Raw genomic sequence first — 19871 nt, 5'->3', positions numbered from 1 at the left:
TGTCTATTTGTTTGATAGTTTATGCAATGAATTCAACCAGCGCTGGTAAGCTGCTTCATAAGCACTTGTGTCTGTTAAAGGTGCGTATCCACCTACAACGGGTGTTGACCCCAAGGCTTCGCGCAAAGTGCCATACAGACCCGCTCCGAAGCCCGCGCCTTTAGCAGCACCCACTGCCCCGGTGGTGTCCAGCATTTCAATTTTGCTTTGGCACAAGGTCGCAATGGTTTCGGCAAAGATACGGGATTGAAACAAGTTATCATTGCCTACCCGCATTACCTTTAAATCAAGACCCATTTCTTGCAAAATACTCATGCCATAGACAAAGGAAAAGGCAATGCCTTCGAGCCCGGCCCGAACCAGGTGGGCCTGGCCGTGGCGGTTGAAATTGAGCCCCTGCAAATTTGCACCCAAATCCACATTGTTCAAAATTCGTTCGGCGCCGTTGCCAAAAGGCAACATGGAGAGCCCATCGGCACCCACTGGTATTTGAGCAGCCATTTGTTCTAGGTCGGGGTAGCTCAGTGCGCTCGCTCCTGTGTTTTTCCGCAACCAATTGTAAGTAATCCCGGCGCCGTTGATGCACATCAGCACTCCTACATAAGGTTGTTGCAAGGTATAATTGACGTGGGCAAATCCATTGACCCGGGAAAGCGGGTCAAAAGCAGCCTGATCAGTAATGGCATACACTACGCCGGATGTACCACCCGTCGCTGCAACTTCACCTGGCTCCAGCGCATTGAGGGAAAGGGCATTGTTGGGCTGGTCGCCAGCACGGTAAGCCACCGGAATACCCGGGCTTAAACCCAGTTCAGCTGCTGCCACTGCCCGCAATTGCCCCTGAACGCCAAAGGTAGGCTGGATCTTTGGGGTAAGCGCCTGATCGATCCCATAATCCTGGAAAACCAACTCAGCAGGTTTCTGCTCCAGGAAATCCCAGAAGATGCCTTCGGAAAGTCCTGAAATGGTCGTACAAGCCTCCCCAGTCATTTTTAAGGCCAGGTAATCGCCGGGTAGCATAAAATGTTTGACACGGCGGTACAATTCAGGTTCATTTTCCTGCACCCAGCGCAATTTGGAGGCAGTGAAATTTCCGGGAGAATTGAGCAAATGGGATAAGGCAGTTTGGGCACCAATGCGCTCGAATGCAGCCGCTCCAATATTGACCGCCCGGCCGTCACACCAGATGATAGAAGGGCGCAATACCTGATCGGCGTCATCAACCAGTACCAGACCGTGCATTTGGTAGGAAATGCCAATCGCCTTTACGTTATCTTTTGCTGCGGGGTAAACTTGAAGCAGGCGTTGGGTGGCTTGCACCATGCCCTCCCACCACTGGTCGGGGTGTTGCTCGGCCCAGCCGGGCTGAGGCGCTTGCATCTCCATCTCACGGTCGGGATAATGGGCACGCAGCAGGGTTTTCCCACTTTCTGCGTCCACCAAAGCCACTTTTACCGAAGAACTGCCGATATCGTATCCAATGAGGTACATAAATTTGTGTATTTGTTTGTTCGTTTGTTGTATAGTTTGCGGCAAAGAAAGCTATTTTAGCCTGAATTAAAGAACGATTTTTCCAAAAAAAGCCAGCATGATCAGTTATAACCCAAAGGATTGGATCACTTTTATCTTCCGTTTTCACCGCTCGGATACCGTCCGGCGTTTGTTTCCGATGATTGTATTGATTTCGCTCTATTCAGCTGGAGTGGCCTACCTGGAAATTGAAGTGTGGAAATTGAGCGAAAAAAGCCATGTGCGCAATGTTTCGGTGATGCACACCTTGTTGGGCTTTGTGATTTCCTTTCTACTGGTTTTCCGCACCAATACCGCTTACGAACGCTGGTGGGAAGGCCGCAAGCTCTGGGGTGCGCTGGTGAACAACAGCCGCAACCTCGCCATGAAACTGGCCGCCCTGCTGCGCAATGAACAGGATGAAAAGGATTTTTTCCGGGCCATGATCCCCGCCTATGCTTCGGCCTTACAAAGACACCTGCGCAGTGAGGATACTCGAGTGGAGTTGTTCGACAAACTGCCCAAGGGTACGCAGGAAAAACTCGACCACGAAAAACACATCCCCAATCAAATCGCCGCCCTGATGTATGGCCGGATATTACACTTGGCTGAGCAAGGCAAGCTGAGCGGCGAGCACCTCATTTTTCTCAATCCAGAGCTGCAATCCTTCACCGACATCTGTGGGGCCTGTGAGCGCATCCGCAATACCCCCATTCCCTATTCTTATAGTGTGTTCATCAAGAAGTTCATCTTTTTTTACATCATGACCTTGCCCTTTGGCTATGTCTTTACTTTGGGCTACTACGTGGTACCCATTGTAGCCTTTATTTTTTACGTATTGGCCAGTTTAGAGGTCATCGCCGAGGAGATTGAAGAGCCTTTTGGGGCCGATGAAAATGACTTACCGCTAGGCAAAATCAGCCGAAACATCCAGATGCACATTGGGGAGTTGATCTGATCCTGGTTTATGGTGAAAAAAATGCAATTATTTTTCAGTGTAATTTGTACATATTTCACACATAATATTAATTTTAAATCATTAAAAATCAATTTTTTAACTCATTTTTTTTTGAAAAAAAATGAGTTCTCATCTGTTTTTATTCATCGTAAAATGCAACTAATTTTTCCTCATCTGTCCCGTACTTTTGTTTTGCGATCGGGTTCAAGGCTTTCGAGCATAAAGGCCCAAAGGGTTTCGTAGGGGATGATTTCCAGGTCATAATCCTGCTTGGCTTTGTGCAAAGGCACAGCCAACAGTTTTTGATAATAAGGTTCGGCTTTGCGCTGTACGGCAATGGGGTGAAAATTCGCTTTGTCCAGTTGCATGATCATTTTGATGAAACAATTGGTCCGGTAGGTTTCGTCAATCCTTAAGTGGCGGTGGGTGTAGGCTTTAAGCGCATCAATTTTGTCGATGATGCTGGAGTAGTCTTTGTCCAAGAGTAGAAATAGAATCATTATGGTGATCAGTACAATGTTGTTGCCGGATTTATCGTGGATGGATCTAGTGAATTCGTTGATGAATTTTTTGGTGCGGAATTTGAAATCCACCCCTTCGGGTTGTTGCAGTTTTCCGGCACGGATGAGGTAATACAGCATGGCCTCATTGATTCGCCACCTCTCCTGAAGTGGAGAGGATTGTTTTGACAAATCAAGATTGCTTTTTACCTCAAGTAAAACCTTGAGTGCTGATTCATACTTTTGGGAATGCAAATGGGTAATCAAGAGCATTTCGTGGATAATAAACCAGTTTATGTTGTTCGGAGGAGCTAAGGAAATAACTTTTTGAGCTTTTTCTATTGCTTCCGAATAATGCCCAAGCATGCGCAAGGAAGTAACTAAGTCAAATGTAAAAGTGAGAATTATGCTCCTTGAATCTCTTTGGGTCTGTTTTTCAAAAAACTCCAGCGCAGCTTGGCAAGCTTTGGCAGATTTTTCATAGTCTGCAACCAAATGGTGTTCGTAGACAAAACATAAATGAGACAACATGTTTAGCCGATAGGAAGAAAGTCTTTGGATATAGGTACGCAGTTCTTGCGCATAAGCTTTAACCATTTTAGCAAATGTGAGGTCTGCCGATCGTTTCATACTGTGATGAAATAATATTGAATTATGGTACTTTTCGGCCAGGATTTCTGCATTTAGAAGCTCTTGCATACGTTCGACCAATTGACTATAATAATGGTATTTTTTTTTATGAGGATCGTGTATCCCATAATGGGTTGATAAATAACGCGCCAGGGGTAAGGTCACATCGGTCAATTCTATGTTGAGGGAAATTTTAATGGTTTCTTCGGCGATTTTAATCGCGGACTTGCGCATGAAGCGGGCAATCAGAGAACTGAAAACGGCATAATTGCGCTGGCAAACCAATACTTCTTTTTGGATTTGATTGGCTGCAGTTTGGTTGAAGTCCACCAAAAAAAGTAAGTTGAATAACCTTTCTTCTAATTGCTGGGCCAGTCGGTAATAATAAGCCTTGGCGTTTTTGTCGCCGGGGAAAAAAAAATCGCGGGCCTGGGCTTCGGTTTTAAACGAACCGTCTCGAAGTTTTTCGTAAAAGGTCAACAACCTGGAATTTTCCGCAAACACTTCCAGGTGTTTGAACTTGTTCTTGGATAAAAATTGAGCCAATTCAATCAAATGATCCATTGCAAGAAATAATTTTTTTCCTTTAAAGTGTATAGATTACTCTAAAAGTAAAAAAACGAAGTAATTATCTTTCAAATTATTAGTCATTTTTTTAGAAAAAAGTTAAAAAAACTCACCTGTTAATTTTTCCGCTCAAACGTAACCATCCCTACCTGATTGCCTTCCTACCTTTGTTTTAACAAAATCAATGACTTATGGAGGCTATTATCATCAGCTTGTTGCTGTTCTTCAGCAACGCAGACTTCGCTTTGGGCTACGACAACCTGGATCAAAGCAACCAGAACACCCAAACCACTACTCTGGAAGAAGGGCAAGGGACTTACGTAGACGACCAGGTAGTGGAGTGTTCTTCGGGAGGGAAAATTTCAAGCGCTGACTTAGACGGATTCTAATCCACAAAACATACGGTTTATTAGTACTGCTAACTTTTTCAGCGCTTTTTTATTTGGATTTTTGCATTACTTGTTGTATTTTGTTTATATTATTGGTTAGAACGCTGTAATTAAAGCGCTGCGGGGTATCGAGCGATCCGGGCAAACTAGCTTGATACCCCTTTCTTTTCTTTAGAGCATGTTTTTACCCAAAAAAGATGGGTTCCAATTGGGATGTCTCCTGCTTGTCATGAAGTGGTTGGCAATATTTTTATTGGATGGAATCGAAATGAAGGAGAGAGAAAATAAAAAAGGCAACCTCGGGCTGATAAAAGATTTTGCTATGTAGCAACTAGTGAGTGTAAGCCGAGGTTGCCTAGCGAATTGTAACCTTAACTGATGCTTATACGCATGAGGTGAATTATTCGCTGCCTAGAAAATTTATTTTTTTTCGTAGGAGGCAACCAAATTGCGCAACTGGTCCAAATAAAGTGCCTTTTTCTGGGCTCTGCGCTCGATACTGGTGGGTGTAAAAAAAGTATGTTTTTCTAAAAAAGAAACCTGCAGGCGGTTCCAGGCCTCTTCATTTTGCAGTACGTTGTAGGCTTTGAGCTCTTCGTACAAGGTGGCACCGATGCTGAAAAAATCATCGCGCCCCAGGTAGTCCAGGTCGGCATCACACAAAATGGCTTCCAAATGATTTTGGGGGTTCTGAGGGATTTTGGTCGCCATGATCATCCCACAAATCTGTTCAATCTCCTGGTCCGAATAGCCAAATTTGGGCAATTCCTTTTGGGCAATCTGGCAGCCCAATAATTCGTGGTCCTTGTTGTTGATGGTAAAGCCCGAATCATGGAACAGGGCAGCCGTTTTGAGCAAAACCGCTTCACGCGAGGTTACCGCTTCGATGTTGCAAAGTTCTTTGGTAATGTCAAAGACATCCAAAGTATGGTGCAAACCATGATAAGTCAAATCAGCGGAGAGTTCGCGTTTGAGTTTATCGATGATGAAATCTTTAGCGGCCCGATAATCCATTCTTACAGTTGAAGTGATTGGCCTTTATGGACAGCCTGCTGTCCATAAAGGCTTTTGGTTACTCGACAAATATAAACAAGATAATTGAAATCCATAGACTTTATGAACAGAAGCTCTTTTGGCCGGAACGAGGCCTTATGAGCTGCTTTTCCCACGGTCTAGTCCAAAAGAACCACACCAGAAGCCATAAACTTCAGCTCTTCTTTAGGTTTGGTAATCAGGGCAATTTCAGCCGCCGATTTGCCAGCGTCTTCAGCATAGTGACGCAATTCGTCGACAGAGGTAACTTCGCGATAAGCGATTCCTTGCATAACGACCTTGCGGCCAGAAATGTCTTTGGGCATAAAAAAGGCGTAATCTTTGAACTTGACAAACATTTTAGGTTTGCCCGCTTCGTCCGAAATGATGTTCATCCAGCAGCCTTTTACCTGGCATACTCCTTCTACTTTACCCACTACTTTAACTTTCATGGAGTCTTTGGAGTTGAGCTCAGTCAGCAATTGATCGTAAGAAACGGCGCCATTGGCCGAGATTTTTGCACCAAAGTGTTTGCTGTCGCTTTTGCTGCTTACGCTGTTTTTGGTGCTGTTACAGGCATAAAAGGTGGCGGCCACCATCAGGAAGAGAAAGAATTTTTTCATTGCTGTCGTTTTTTTTGCAAAAATAAGATTACTTTAAAGAGGAAGTTCAAAAAAACAGGAGCATCGTCCGTCATTGGCTTAAAATTTCTTTAAAGCTTCAGAGGCGAGCAATATGCATAACCCATAACAGGTTAATAAAATTATTCAATCTTCGCAAAAAACGCTACAATCTGAGTGAAACTTTACGCTTTGTTTATAACAATTAACTCAGTTTCGGGTATGAAGATGTTGTGCTGCGTATGGTGCCTTTTATTGGCATCCCCGATGTTAAGTGCTCAAAATCCGGCTTTTAAATGCCTGAAAGGCGACTGTGAAAATGGACTCGGCAAATGTGTGCTCCCCAATGGAGCTGTCTATGAAGGCAGTTTCCGGCAAGGAAAAATGCAGGGCCTGGGCACCATGGAATTTCCCAATCGCGACCGCTACAGCGGAGAATGGGCCAATCAAATGCGCCAGGGCCGGGGGCGCTACAAATTCGCCACCGGAGATGAATACCTTGGCGAATTTCAGGCCAACGTCATGCAGGGCACGGGAACCATGACCTATCTGGATGGCTCCAAATACGAAGGTCAATGGTACAATGGCCAGCCGCAGGGCCGGGGCGTATTGCTACAAGCCAACAAAGACCGTTACGAAGGTGACTTTCAACTGGGAAAATTTGCGGGCAAAGGAACCATGCTCTACGCCAATGGTGAAAAATACCAGGGCGACTGGGCAGCCGGCAAACCTCATGGCACTGGAACCCTCAGTAAAACCAATGGTACCAAAATGACTGGCATCTGGGACCAGGGTCGCTATTTGGGCGCAAGTCGACTTGAAATTTTACAAAACGAAGTAGCACTACCCGACGACTCCCTGCAATACCGCAATTGTAACGTAGAGTTTTGTGGCACCGGACTAGGCCAATTTGTCTACCGCAATGGCACCCGTTATGTGGGTTATTTTGCCAATGGTAACCCCGAAGGTTTAGGCAAAACCTTTTACAACAATGGGGACCGTTATGAAGGTGGCTGGAAACAAAACAACCCCCAGGGGCGGGGCATTATGTACTACCAGGACGGGCGTATCCTCACCGCCGTATGGGAAAAGGGGCTGCCTGTGCAAAAAATCTTTGAAGAAAAGGCAAAACCTACTGTACCCGTAAAACCTGCTTCAAATACTGCTTCAGATGTTAAAATTTGGGCCGTTGTAATCGGGGCCGCTCAATACAATCACCTGGTCTCACTTCGGTTTACCGACGACGATGCCTATCTCGTTTACGCCTTTTTGCGCAGCCCGGAAGGTGGGGCTGTCCCGGAGGGTCAAATCCGGCTTTTGATCGATGAAGATGCCACCCGCAGTGGAATTCTCTCGGCAATGAATACACTTTATCAAAAAGCTGATGATAATGATGTGATTTTTTTCTATTTTTCCGGCCACGGCATTGAAGGCTCATTTTTGCCCATCGATTACGATGGTTACAACAATAGCATTAAGCATGAGGAGTTGAAAAACATCATCGATAAAAGCCGTGCTAAACACAAAATCATAATCGCTGACGCCTGCCATGCGGGTAGTATTGGCAATCCTCGGACTCCTATTCACATCGAATTAGAAAAATTCTACCGCTCCTTTATCAGTTCCAAGGGAGGTACAGCTCTGTTTATGTCTTCAAAAAGTGAAGAGTATTCGCTGGAAGACAACGGATTGCGTTCGGGGGTATTTAGTCATTTTTTAATCAAGGGCTTAAAAGGCCCCGCCGATCAGGATCATAATAACTTAATTACCGTCAAAGAAGCCTTTGACTATGTACAACGCAACGTGCGCACCTATACAGCCAACGTACAGACTCCTCTGTTGTTGGGTACTTTTGACCAGGCAATGCCTTTTGCATTGATCCGGGAATGAACTTGACCCATTTAAATTATTTCCACCATGAAGAAGCTCATTTTTTGCTTTTCAATCGCAGTAACCTTAAACCTTCAATTCGTGCTCGCCCAATGCATCACAGGCAACTGTATCGATGGAAGTGGGGTCATGTATTACCCCAGTAGCAGCTCGCGTTACGTGGGTGAATTTAAAGGGGGAAAAAGAGAAGGGTTTGGTTATTTGTATTTGCCCAACGACGGCAATTATACCGGATATTGGAAAAACAATCGTTATGACGGGGAGGGCATTCGCCTGACCGGAGATGGCAAGGTGGAGCAAGGTATTTGGAAAGAAGGCCAATTGTTTAAACCAATGAACAACCTCAATCTTCCGCTGGACGGAGTTGTCACCAAGTTTAAACCAGGCTGCATTTCGGGCAATTGTTTTGAAGGCAATGGCATCAAACTGTATCCCGACGGTATGATTTACCTGGGTGATTTCAAAAACGGTATCCGTAATGGCTTTGGTAAAGTGTATAATCCCGATAAAACGATTTATGAAGGCCGTTGGGTCAGCGATAAAATGGATGGCTCCGGGGTATTTATTGATGACAAAGGAGTAAAACGAACCGGGGTTTGGAAAGAAAACCTCTACGTCAGCAATGGCAATGCTTCAAACCCAAGCTCAGTACCTTCTGCTCCAGGGGTAAAATCTCCTCAACGCCAAATTGGATGCATCACCGGGGATTGTGTCAATGGTTATGGTACGTATGTTTATGGTGATGGTAGCCGCTACATCGGTCCGTTTAAGGATAGCCTTTCTCATGGTCAAGGGGTAGCCATTTACCTGAAAGAGGATGGTACAACCACTCGTTATGAGGGAATGTTTGACCGTGGCAATGTAACCGGTCGAGGAACTTATACCTATGCTGACGGGCGCAAAAAAATGGGTTACTGGAAGGATGGAAAACTGATCCAGAGCCTGGAATCAGAAAATGCCAACCCAACCAGTCAACCACCAGCTGTGGCTGGAATTAAAATCTGGTCGGTCATCATTGGTGTGGCCTCCTATAAAGATATGCCAGTACTTCGCTTTACTGATGACGACGCTTATCGCATCTATGCCTTCCTAAAAAGCCCTGAAGGCGGCGCGGTAGCGGATGAACAAATCAAACTCCTGATCGACGAAGCGGCTACCCGCCAAAACATCCTCAGCGCGATGCGGGAAGTATTTTACAAAGCTGGCCCTAACGATTTTGTGCTCTTGTACTTTTCAGGACATGGTTTGCCTGGCGCTTTTTTGCCGATTGATTATAATGGTGTGGACAACAAAATTTTCCATCAGGAAATCAACGATATGCTCAAAAAGAGCCCGGCCAAGTACAAACTGTGCATTGCCGACGCCTGCCACTCGGGCAGCATGTTGGCCGCACGTTCGGTACAATCTACTCAGAATACCATCGTTGGTTTTTACAATCAATTGGCCCAGGCACAGGCAGGTACAGCCTTGATCATGTCGTCCAAATCGGAAGAAACTTCGCTTGAAGCCAGTGGTTTGCGCCAGGGTGTGTTCAGCCATTTCCTCATTCGGGGTTTGAAAGGAGAAGCAGATTCCAATCGCGATAAAAAGGTAACGATCCAGGAGCTGTTCGATTATGTGTACACCAGCGTACGGTCATTTACCGGAAATTTGCAGTCGCCGATCATTCGGGGAGATTACGACCATTCGATGATTGTATCGGCGGTTGAACGACCTTGATGATTTTCAATTATTTATTTGGATATCCAAAACCCATTATTTACCTTTGCAGCCCAAATTTTTGGATAACCAAATATGTCTGAATCCGATGAGAAATTACGAAGTAACCTTCATCGTTGACCCCGTGCTGGCGTCTGAAGAAATCAAGGCGACTGCTCAGACATATGTCGATCTGCTCAAGAGCAAGGGCTGCGAGATCGTGCATATCAATGAGATGGGCTTGCGTCAATTGGCATTCGCCATTGGCAAGCGTCACTCCGGGTCTTATTATTGCGTTGAATTTAAGGCTGTCGATGGCACCTTTGTCAACGAGGTTGAACTGGCGTTCCGCCGCGACGAGCGTATCATTCGCTTCCTGACCGTATCTCTGGATAAATACGGCGTGAAGTACAATGAAGACAAGCGCAAAGGTCTGATTGGTACCGTGAAAAAGAAGAAGGTAGAGGAAAAGCGCGAGGAAAGAAACGAGCGCCCTGATCGTAGAGGCAACAACAACAGCGGCCCACGTCGCCCACAGCCTGCTGCGGCAGAACCAGAAGCTCCGGCTACTACTGAAGATCAAGCGTAATCCAATTACCAACCTTCCAAAAGACACAAACCAATGGCAAATAAGGACGATATTAAGTTCCTCAGCAATCCTAAGATTGGCCAGAAGCGCAAAAAATATTGCCGCTTCCGCAAGTTTGGCATCAAGTACATCGATTACAAAGATGGTGACTTCTTGCTCCAATTCATCAACGAGCAAGGCAAAATCCTGCCTCGCCGTATTACTGGCAACTCTTTGAAGTACCAACGCAAAGTGGCTACTGCCGTAAAACGTGCGCGTCACTTGGCTTTGCTGCCCTATGTAGCCGATTTGTTGAAATAATCCAATTCGGACTGCAACGATTTGATTTAGGAACACCCCGTGGTGCTCCACAACTCAAAATCATCATCAATCATGCAAGTTATTCTGCTTAAGGATATTGATAAACTAGGGGATCGTTTTGAAGTAGTTGGCGTAAAAGATGGTTACGGCCGCAACTACTTGATCCCACAAGGCCTGGCTCGCGTAGCCAACAAAGCCAATGTAGCTGCTATCGACGACATCAAGCGCCAAGAAGAGGAGGAAGAAGCTGCTCGTCGCGCTGAGTTCGAAGCAATTGCTACCCAACTCGCCAGCCAAACCATCAAGATTGGCGCCAAAGCGGGTCAAAGTGGCAAAATCTTCGGTAGCGTTACCAACGTACAAATCATTGCTGCAATCAAAGAGCAGCTGGGTATGGAAATTGAGCGCCGCAAGGTATCTATCGCTGACGAAATTAAAGAATTGGGCACTTATACTGCTCAGGTTCAATTGTCTCGCGAAGTAGCGGGAACAGTTACTTTCGAAGTGGTAGCTGAATAAGCTTATCGGCACCCTGGTGGTGCTGGAAATAAAAAAAATGCCGTCTCTCTTAGTTGGGAGATGGCATTTTTTGTTGGTTTAGGTATCTAAGGAAAATACAAGGGGAACAGTTAATAAATACATTAATTACGTGAAAAAAATACAATTTTACCTAATTTTCACTTTTTCGTTGATTTTAATGCTAAAATGCCTTATCTTTGGACAGTAAATCATCAGTTGAATGAAAACACGCTAAAATCCTCATGGAACACAGTGAAACAACTGCAGTTGATCATTTTTTAACTGAGTTTAAGGTGAAGCTGAAAATCTGGAATGTAATATTCTGGAGTGATCGGCAGAAAAATACTCAGACCATGGCCGAACTTGAAATCAGTGTAAATGATGCCATTGCGGTGTTAGAGGATTTATCCATAGAAGATTATTCTCAGGGCCCTCTACTCGATCAAATGTTGAACGGTGCAGACATGTGGGTGTTTGGCAAAGAAGTAAAAGGCCACGAGATATACATTAAAGTGACTCTTGGCCGGGTAAGCAATCCCGTAATTTGTATTTCATTCCATTTTGCGGAGTATCCCATGAATTATCCGCTCAAATCCTAAGCCAATCAATATGCAAAGCCCAATCACTGGAAAAGAAATGAAACTTCACATTTACGATAGCCAATTAAAGGTTCGTAAAGAAGCTTTTGATGTAAAATACCACGTGTACAAATGTGAAGATACTGGAGAAGAATTTGAAACACCAGCATTGGTGGAAATCAACTTGCAGCAAGCAATGGATCAATACCGCAGCAAGTACAACCTACCATTTCCAGAGGAAATTCGGAGCATCAGGGAGCAATATGGTATTTCAGCTGCAAAAATGTCCGAAGTGCTGCGATTTGGAATCAACCAGTACAAGCAGTATGAAAACGGGGAATTGCCCAGCGAATCGAATGCAAGTCTGATTTTTCTGGCCGCCCATCCCAAAAGTTTTGGTCAATTGGTTGAACTGAGCAGTTTGAGTCGGGAAGAAAAAGATAAATTACAAAAAAAAGTAGATGCGCTATGCGAGCAAAATCCACATCAACAGGAGCATGAATGGACGACCCACTTGTTCATGGGGTCAAATCGGCCAGATGTGGAGCGAGGGTTTAAAAAACCTAATCTCCTACATTTTGCTGCAATGATTTCATTTTTTGCGCTGCACTTAAGTCCATTCAAGACCCAAATGAATAAACTGCTTTTTTACGCCGATTTTCACCATTTCCGCAAACATGGTCGGTCCATCAGTGGCGCAAAATACCGGGCGATTGAAATGGGCCCGGTTCCGAATAACTTTGATACCCTCTTTCAATTTGCCGAAAACGAACACTTTGTAACTCTGGATCACCATGAATTCCCTAACGGTGCCATTGGCACCAAGTTTTTTCCAAATCCGGCTGCCAAAATTGAGGATTATTTAACGGAACTGGAATTGGAAAGCTTGAAAGAGGTACTGGAGCGCTTCAGGAATGTAAAAAGTCAGGACATCATTCAGCTTAGCCATGAAGAAAATGCTTGGGTCAATAACGCGGGTACTAGGTCGATCATTAGTTATTTGGATGCTTATTGTTTGAAGGCGATATGAAGACGGGAAGGCGGATAAAGTGGAATTAATCCTTCTAAGGTCAAAGTTACAACTCAGACTGAGACAACGGGTTGATCAGAAATAAATACATGAGGGCTGTTAGTAATATCGAACAATTAACTTTAGCAACAAAAGAATCCTGGGTTATTGTGATCAGAAGCCGGAAGTTTATGGTTAAAAAAATAACAAGTAAGGTTTGGAGAGTTTTGAGTTAATTGTTAAGTTTACAATTGAGCATTTAAAGTGACTTTGATTTAGCCATCAACAACTACACAAATTATATAAAGTAGGCTTCAACCATACCACACCAACTTTCACCTATTCTGTTTCGGTTTCATGTTATAACTATCTCTTTAAGAGTCTAGTGTGTAATTGATGAATTTGTTTAATTGAAAAGTCTGATCCATTAAAAAAAATCCCATGGATATGTACTCTCAACCTACTACTACAACTCCATTGCAAAATCTCTTTCTTTACATAAGAGATATGTACAATATCACAGATTCATGCTTTGAATTTGACAAAGAATCTGGTAACGCAAAAAGTTTGGAGGTTAATTATTGGGAAATTGGGGCTCTTTTAAGCCTTGCAAAACAAAGCGAACAAAAACAATTGGAAGAATTCAGTTTGAATTTTGACAATTCCTTGGATTACTTATTGAAAATAAAGCGAATATCCATAAACCAGGAACCGAAAACCCCTATCGAATTGGCCAAATGGGTTAAAATTGATCGTTCAACTACTATTCCAATAATAACCTTTAAAAAGGAATTGGAGTTACTTGAAAAATTTGAAGATTCTGAACAAAGGATGCAGGCTTTCGAGCTCATCTAGAAAAATACATCTTCATTGTTTGATGAAGTTAAGCTACCAGAATCGCTTGTAGGATGGGTAGAAGGAAGTAATGGCGTGATTGTAAAAAAATCAGAAAAGAAAACAACAGTCGCCTTTGAAAGTGATCCGGCTAGAGTAAAGATTGCTATACAGTTTAAACTTGAATTTGAAAAATATTATAGTGTCAACGAAATCCCAATAAAAATAAACAAAGTTTATGACGCATTACATACGCTTCACTATGAATTAAGAGGTAAGGAAAACAAGAAGTTATACATTTCATTTGGCTTGGTAAACGGCAAAATTGGTGATCAAAACTATCGCAACTTCTTATTTCATGCACCTCTTAGAATGACACTGAAGAATCATGAAATCAAAATAGAGTTTGATACATTTACAACGAAAGTTTTTTGCGAGCAAAATTTTATTGGGTTATTAGATCTGCATTTTGCTAATGAACCTAGTCTTGTTCGTGAAGGCCGAAAGAAAGAGATTTTACTTGCGATTGATAAATTCAATACTGTTCCACACGAATTTGTATTTGACAAAGAGCTAATTAGAACAGATTATTACGACACAGGTCTCGAAATATTAAAAGGGTTTGCACAAAAAGAATATTCTTTCTTCCGAGAGGAAAACCTAATCTATGACTTTCAAAAAGCTCCCCTTAATGACCAGATAACCTTTAGTTTCTCGCCAATTATACAGACAAAAGTTATTCAAAACCAAATTATAACATCAAATGACGCAGGCAATATCATTACCAAAATCAATGAATTACAGGCAAACGAGGAGTTGCATTTAATACCTGACTTTTTCAAAAAACTCTTTTCCCTTGAGCCTGGCGAGTTGCCCGGCACCATTCATATTAATGGAAACAATGGTCATAAATCTTTTGAGAATGTAGAGAAAAGGTCGCACCCACGTTTCCTCTTTCCTCTTCCCTACAACGATGAACAACTTGAAATAGCAAGACGTCTATATGAACAAGACGCAGTAACCGTAAAAGGGCCTCCTGGTACAGGTAAAAGCCATACTATTGCTAATTTAATTTCCCATTTTGTTGCAGAGGGAAAGTCGATACTTGTTGTCTCACATAATGCTAAAGCATTAAGTGTGTTAAAGGAAAAGTTGCCAGAAGAGATAAAAGATTTAGCCGTATCCTTTGTCAATGAAGGAAAGGGGAAGGAAAGTTTAAAAGCCTCCGTTAATGCAATTATCGCAAATTTAGCGCAGAGATATGAAGAAGAAAAAGTTGATGAATTACTTAACGATCTGTTTCAATCTGAAAAAAAATATGCAGATACATTGCAGCGTATTTATGAAGTAATTCAGGCCAACGCTAAGCCTTTAAAGGTTTACAATCCATATTCCGGGGCACTAGAAAATAGAACAGCCTATGAGTGGTCTCTTTTTCGATTTGAGCAATTAGAAAATTATTTTTTGGAAATTATAAAGGACGATATTGATTTTGACAAAAATACGGATGGGCTTTCATCAAAGCTGGCTGAGCTATCCTTGATTGGTAAAGAATTAGACCCTGAGGATTTTGATCTAGTTGATTACCTATTCCTTGATGATGATATGTTTTTAGATGTCAATGAATTGCGGAAACTAGAAATCAAGTTACAAAACCTAACAGCTCAGATAAATCCCGAAGACTACGACCAAGTTAGAGCCGAATACATTGATGAAAAATTGAAACATGAAATCGCAATTTTTAAGGAAAAACTGACTCAGTTCAAAAATTCGCCCATAACCTCAATTTTATACGAGCATTCAGCTTTTAATCTTCCAATGCTAAAGAATATTCTAACACAATTTGCGGATTTAAGGGCACAGATCAAGCATGCTGACGATCAGTTATTGTCTTATCAACTAGACTTGTCTGTTCTTGAAGGTTTTGAACCTGAAATCCTGCATCAACAAATCAATCAGCTAATCGTTAAGTTTGGAAACACCGCTCATCTTGGCTCCATAGCAAAGGCTTTTCTAGACAAAAATTTGAAGCGCTTTTTTGATTGCAAAGTCAACTTTATTCCTGCCAACAATCTCGATCAGTTTAAACTCATAGAAATTGAAATCACGAAAAGAAAGAATCTTAAACAGCTTTCCATTACTTTTAATAATTATCTAAAAACCTTTGGACTACCTCAACAAACCAATATTTTATCAGCATTGAGTGAACTAGATTTCTTAGATCATTTTTCTGGCTTTATAACCTCATTTAACCAATTCCTTAAGGACAGGAACTTGCCAATTATTAAAGTGTCAGATTCTGACTTACAGGATAAAGTGGTTTATTTAGAAAATCTTCATTATTATGCAGAATACTATGCTATTTCAGCCTTTTTAAAAGAAGTACGGAACCGAATTACAAAACATGCAACACCCTACCCAATTGCCTTTAAAATTGCAAGTAATATTGAAAATTTAGATAGAGCGAGCTACGAAATGAACCTAGAAGCCTATCGATTAAAGCGTGAAAAACAAAAAAGGTCAGCCGAATTTCACAGCTTATTCAGAGAAATAAGTTTAACACTACCCAAAACTTCGAATTTCATCAAAATCGCATGTCAAGATTCAGATTTTACAGTCATTGACCCAAATGCGGTTGAGCGGGATTTGTTCTTCATAAAAATAGATAATTTCCTTGCCTCCATCACAGAGCATACCAAGCATTCATCAAAGCTATTTGGTGATTTGCATACGATCAAGCAAACCATACAAAGGCAGACCACAAAATTGATTGCTTATAAAACCTGGTATCATAAATCCAAGAAAGTATCTGATCTTCAAAAAACCGCTTTAAGTGCTTGGTTAAATGACTTAATTAAAATAGGGCAAGGAACTGGGATTAATGCACAAAGAGATAGGGCTTCAGCAATCGCAAACATGCAAGTAGCTAAAGGAGCTGTGCCAGTTTGGATTATGCAACAAGACACCGCTATTACTTTTTTTCCTGACGCCACTCCGGCTCAATTTGACATCTTAATTATTGATGAAGCAAGTCAGTGTGATATCAGTAGTTTAAATCTGATTTTTCGCTGTAAAAAAGCATTAATTGTTGGGGATGAAAATCAAACTTCTGTCGTACCAAATCCCAACTTTTTCCAAATCGATAGAATAAACGAATTGCTTGACCGGCATCTAATTTCGCATCCTCATAAAGTTCAATTTGACATAAAAAATAGCATATATACATTAAGTGGAATTATTTACCCAAACATTGCCACGTTGAGAGAACATTTTAGATGCTTGCCTGAAATCATTGGCTTTTCAAACCGCTATATTTATAACAACAACATAGTTTCACTAAAAACAGCTACCGAAAAACCTTATGGTGAACCTACAGAAATTCATTATGTTGAGGACAATTTTTTAGATGAAGCTAAGCCGTTAATCGTCTCGAAGATTATTGATCAAATTGAGAACTATATTTTTGCTTACCAAAGGCAAGAATTAAAGCAATTGCCAACTATTGGCATTTTAACCTTAGACAGTTCAAATACGAAGCATCAAAAGTTATTAATCAAACAAATTGCACAGAATGAGCTAATAAGTTTTTATGCTGATCAACTGGAATTACTAATCGGTACTTCAAGAGAGTTTCAAGGAGATGAACGGGATATCATGTTTCTAACTATCACAGCAAGTCATAGCATTAATGAGCACGATCAAAAAATCAAACCACCACAAGCAGTTGCTGCTGAAATTTTTATGCGAATATTTAATGTTGCAGCTAGTCGTGCGAAAGAAAAATCAGTCCTTATTCATAGTATTCACCCTGAAGCGATCGCGATAATGAACCCTGATTGCTACCGCAAAAAGCTAATTGATTATTATGTTGGCAAAATCAATCCTTTGCCAACAGGAAATAATAAAAAATTATGCGATCAAGTGGATGGGAATTCTGGTGATTTTGAAAAAACAGTTTGCATATTTCTCTGCGATCACAATCTTGGGGATTATGTTTATCCTCAATTTGAAATTGGAAAATATAAGATTGATTTTGCATTGATAAAAAACAATAAAAAACTTGCAATAGAATGCGACGGAGTGACCTTCCATTCAGGAATCAAAAAAATCCAAGAGGACATCGCTCGGCAGTTAATCCTAGAGCGAGCTGGTTGGCGTTTTTTCCGTATCCAAAGCACAGATTGGTTTTACAAGAACGAACAAGTCAGCAGACAGCTTTTGAATTGGGTTAACGAAAACACATCGGATGGTTAACCCTCACACCCAAAACTGAGCGAATACCTTATTCGAGTGCTCCCTATCCGGGTACTCGCTCAGTTGGACCAGAAACCATAAAAAAAATATGGCACCCCAAAAGACATTACCTTCTGAAGTGCCATACCTTAAAAATCAAAAATCCAAATACTCACATCAATACCCCGGATTCTGAGGGAACTTTGGCCCTTCAACCACTCTATCAATCTGCGCTTGAGGAATTGGGCGCAGCATGTGGAAATCCTTAATGTTTGCACCAGCCTCAGGGTTCCAATCTTTTACCCGACGCACCAAAGAACGGGTACGCACCAGGTCGTGCCATCTTTGCCATTCGCCATAAAACTCACGAGTGCGTTCATCCAGGATAAAATCAAGTGTAACATCTGCTTCCTTGATTTCCATGGCCGTTGCCGCAGCTGCATTTTGCTCCGCAGTGTTGCCTGGGCGGAAAGCGGCTCTCCTTCTGATGGCATTGAGCAAATCCTTAGCTGCGGTGGTTTGACCAGCTTTGAACGCTGCTTCCGCCCCGGTCAGGTACACATCCGCAAAGCGGTAGATCACCACAGGTCTGGAGGATGGGTCGTTAAAGTTCGCACCACGACTGGGGTCCATAAACTTCTTCACCGCAGGGAAATAGGTATTGTTCCAAAGACTGGGTGGGATAACCGTGCCCTTAAAAGGTCTGGTTCCAACAAACTGTGGTGCACCTGCCACTTCGTAATCCGGCATCCAAATGGCCGTATCTATGTTTGCGCGCAGGGTATACGTAGGAATGCCCCGGCTGTTGTTGGCAGCATTCTGAGCATTGGTTGTTTCCTTGTTCGCAATCCAGACGGTATAAAAGGTATTTTCAAAACGAGAGTCAACGTTGCGGTTCACAAAGGCCTGATCCAGAAAATAACTTTTCCCGGCATTAGGGCCTGAGGGCCATTTGTAGCTATTGGGGCGAATCCGAATGTATGGACGACCGTAATAAGAGTCCCGAATCATCGTGGCAGTGCCATTATTGACCAGGTTCCCGGCAGCATTTTTGAAAGAGTTGACGCCAAGATTGGGATAGTTCCAATTCGTAAACCAAGGCGTAAGGTTTTGCGCTCCACCACCCGAGGCACCACCACCTACGGTGTAATAGCCATATTTGGGGTCTTTGGAGTGATCACTCACAAACATGGTTTCTTTGCCATAGTCATTCGCAGGAACAAAAGCATCGCCATAGTTCGCCCAAAGATCAAGCCCATAAGTGGCTTTTTTGGCAATGATATCCGCGCAGATGGTCGATGCCTGGGTAAAATCTGCCTGGCTGTTGGTCAACCAGCCTCTGGTCAAATATGCTTTAGCCAATACCAACTGTGCCACTGGCTTGCAAGCAGCTTTGTCGATAAAAGGAGCGGTGGGTTTGTCGGGTAAATCCGTCGCAGCCTCGGTCAAATCCTTGATGATTTGTTCGTAAACTTGTGCTGCGGGCTGACGCGAAGCAGCTTGTGAAGGCACTGTAATGAACTTGGTATTCAAAGGCACGTCACCAAAGGTTTGCACCAGGTAAAAATACCAGAAGCCGCGCAAAAACTTGGCTTGAGCCAGGTATTGCTTGCGGGTTGCATCGGGAAGATCGATGGTTTGACCGTATTCCAAAACTCCGTTCAGCGTATTGATGTCGGTATAAGCGATATTCCAGGCGGCCCCAAAGTTGGTTCCGTTGAGCCCGTTGTAGTTGTGCAGTTGAATCCCACTGGCACTTGCTCCGGCCAAATGTTCATCTGTACCCGCCATCATTTCATTGGTAAACCCCTCTGTTCCCCATGCGTTGCGGATGTCGTTGTACACCCCGGCAATACCCCCCAACACACCGGAAGGGCTATTGAAAAAGGAGGGTACAATGGCCGCCTTAGGGTTCTCTTCCAGGATGCCCTGGCAACCGTTGTTTATGAATGCACACAGTACAAGTACTGCGGGTAAAAGTTTATATTTTAGTTTCATGTCAATTCGTTTTTGAGT

Annotated in this window: 16 protein-coding genes; 11 read left to right on the top strand and 5 right to left on the bottom strand. The window is 42.8% G+C overall.

What is annotated here, in order from left to right:
- Nucleotides 1–3: 3 nt before the first annotated feature.
- The gene (locus ACO08K_RS19360; RefSeq protein ID WP_421798068.1) at nt 4–1491 is read right to left on the bottom strand and encodes a xylulokinase; all 1488 of its coding nucleotides are present in this window, start codon (nt 1489–1491) and stop codon (nt 4–6) included.
- Nucleotides 1492–1588: 97 nt separating this feature from the next.
- Between ACO08K_RS19360 and ACO08K_RS19355 the strand changes: the two genes are divergently transcribed.
- Nucleotides 1589–2467, top strand: coding sequence for a bestrophin family protein (locus ACO08K_RS19355; protein WP_421798067.1), 879 nt, complete (start codon nt 1589–1591; stop codon nt 2465–2467).
- A gap of 170 nt (nt 2468–2637) precedes the next feature.
- Here the strand turns inward: ACO08K_RS19355 and ACO08K_RS19350 are convergent, their stop codons facing one another.
- Nucleotides 2638–4161 carry a hypothetical protein gene (locus ACO08K_RS19350; protein WP_421798066.1) on the bottom strand — a complete coding sequence of 508 codons (1524 nt, stop codon included), beginning with the start codon at nt 4159–4161 and terminating at the stop codon, nt 2638–2640.
- A gap of 194 nt (nt 4162–4355) precedes the next feature.
- Between ACO08K_RS19350 and ACO08K_RS19345 the strand changes: the two genes are divergently transcribed.
- Entirely contained in the window at nt 4356–4553 is a 198-nt protein-coding gene (locus ACO08K_RS19345; RefSeq protein ID WP_421798065.1) for a hypothetical protein, read from the top strand.
- A gap of 420 nt (nt 4554–4973) precedes the next feature.
- Here the strand turns inward: ACO08K_RS19345 and ACO08K_RS19340 are convergent, their stop codons facing one another.
- Both ACO08K_RS19340 and ACO08K_RS19335 read right to left on the bottom strand, forming a co-directional pair.
- On the bottom strand, nt 4974–5567 hold the full coding sequence (locus ACO08K_RS19340) for an HD domain-containing protein (RefSeq protein WP_421798064.1): 594 nt from the start codon (nt 5565–5567) through the stop codon (nt 4974–4976).
- Nucleotides 5568–5725: 158 nt separating this feature from the next.
- A complete protein-coding gene (locus ACO08K_RS19335) occupies nt 5726–6208 on the bottom strand; it encodes a DUF4920 domain-containing protein (protein WP_421798063.1) in 483 nt (160 codons plus the stop codon).
- A gap of 264 nt (nt 6209–6472) precedes the next feature.
- Here ACO08K_RS19335 and ACO08K_RS19330 point away from each other — a divergent pair, with 264 nt between their 5' ends.
- From ACO08K_RS19330 to ACO08K_RS19290, 9 genes are all read left to right on the top strand, one after another.
- Nucleotides 6473–8095, top strand: a complete 1623-nt coding sequence (locus tag ACO08K_RS19330) for a caspase family protein (RefSeq protein WP_421798062.1) — start codon at nt 6473–6475, stop codon at nt 8093–8095.
- A 27-nt stretch (nt 8096–8122) separates the two neighbouring features.
- On the top strand, nt 8123–9814 hold the full coding sequence (locus ACO08K_RS19325) for a caspase family protein (protein WP_421798061.1): 1692 nt from the start codon (nt 8123–8125) through the stop codon (nt 9812–9814).
- An 88-nt stretch (nt 9815–9902) separates the two neighbouring features.
- Nucleotides 9903–10382 (top strand): 30S ribosomal protein S6, encoded by a 480-nt coding sequence (gene rpsF / locus ACO08K_RS19320; RefSeq protein WP_421798060.1) that lies wholly within the window; start codon nt 9903–9905, stop codon nt 10380–10382.
- A gap of 33 nt (nt 10383–10415) precedes the next feature.
- Nucleotides 10416–10682 carry a 30S ribosomal protein S18 gene (gene rpsR / locus ACO08K_RS19315; protein WP_320027567.1) on the top strand — a complete coding sequence of 89 codons (267 nt, stop codon included), beginning with the start codon at nt 10416–10418 and terminating at the stop codon, nt 10680–10682.
- A 72-nt stretch (nt 10683–10754) separates the two neighbouring features.
- Nucleotides 10755–11201 carry a 50S ribosomal protein L9 gene (gene rplI, locus ACO08K_RS19310; RefSeq protein ID WP_421798059.1) on the top strand — a complete coding sequence of 149 codons (447 nt, stop codon included), beginning with the start codon at nt 10755–10757 and terminating at the stop codon, nt 11199–11201.
- Nucleotides 11202–11443: 242 nt separating this feature from the next.
- A complete protein-coding gene (locus tag ACO08K_RS19305; RefSeq protein WP_421798058.1) occupies nt 11444–11800 on the top strand; it encodes a toxin in 357 nt (118 codons plus the stop codon).
- 37 nt (nt 11801–11837) lie between these two features.
- Complete coding sequence (locus ACO08K_RS19300; RefSeq protein WP_421798057.1) at nt 11838–12809, top strand: type II toxin-antitoxin system antitoxin SocA domain-containing protein; 972 nt, start codon at nt 11838–11840, stop codon at nt 12807–12809.
- Between the two features lie 420 nt (nt 12810–13229).
- Nucleotides 13230–13643 (top strand): hypothetical protein, encoded by a 414-nt coding sequence (locus ACO08K_RS19295; RefSeq protein WP_421798056.1) that lies wholly within the window; start codon nt 13230–13232, stop codon nt 13641–13643.
- Between the two features lie 15 nt (nt 13644–13658).
- Entirely contained in the window at nt 13659–17876 is a 4218-nt protein-coding gene (locus ACO08K_RS19290) for an AAA domain-containing protein (RefSeq protein WP_421798055.1), read from the top strand.
- A 156-nt stretch (nt 17877–18032) separates the two neighbouring features.
- Here the strand turns inward: ACO08K_RS19290 and ACO08K_RS19285 are convergent, their stop codons facing one another.
- A complete protein-coding gene (locus tag ACO08K_RS19285) occupies nt 18033–19853 on the bottom strand; it encodes a RagB/SusD family nutrient uptake outer membrane protein (RefSeq protein WP_421798054.1) in 1821 nt (606 codons plus the stop codon).
- Between the last annotated feature and the right edge of the window lie 18 nt (nt 19854–19871).

Source organism: Haliscomenobacter sp., from assembly GCF_965225875.1.
Taxonomy (GTDB): Bacteria; Bacteroidota; Bacteroidia; order Chitinophagales; family Saprospiraceae; genus Haliscomenobacter.
Note: the sequence above shows the minus strand (reverse complement) of the source record. Positions and strands in the feature narration are given on the sequence as shown.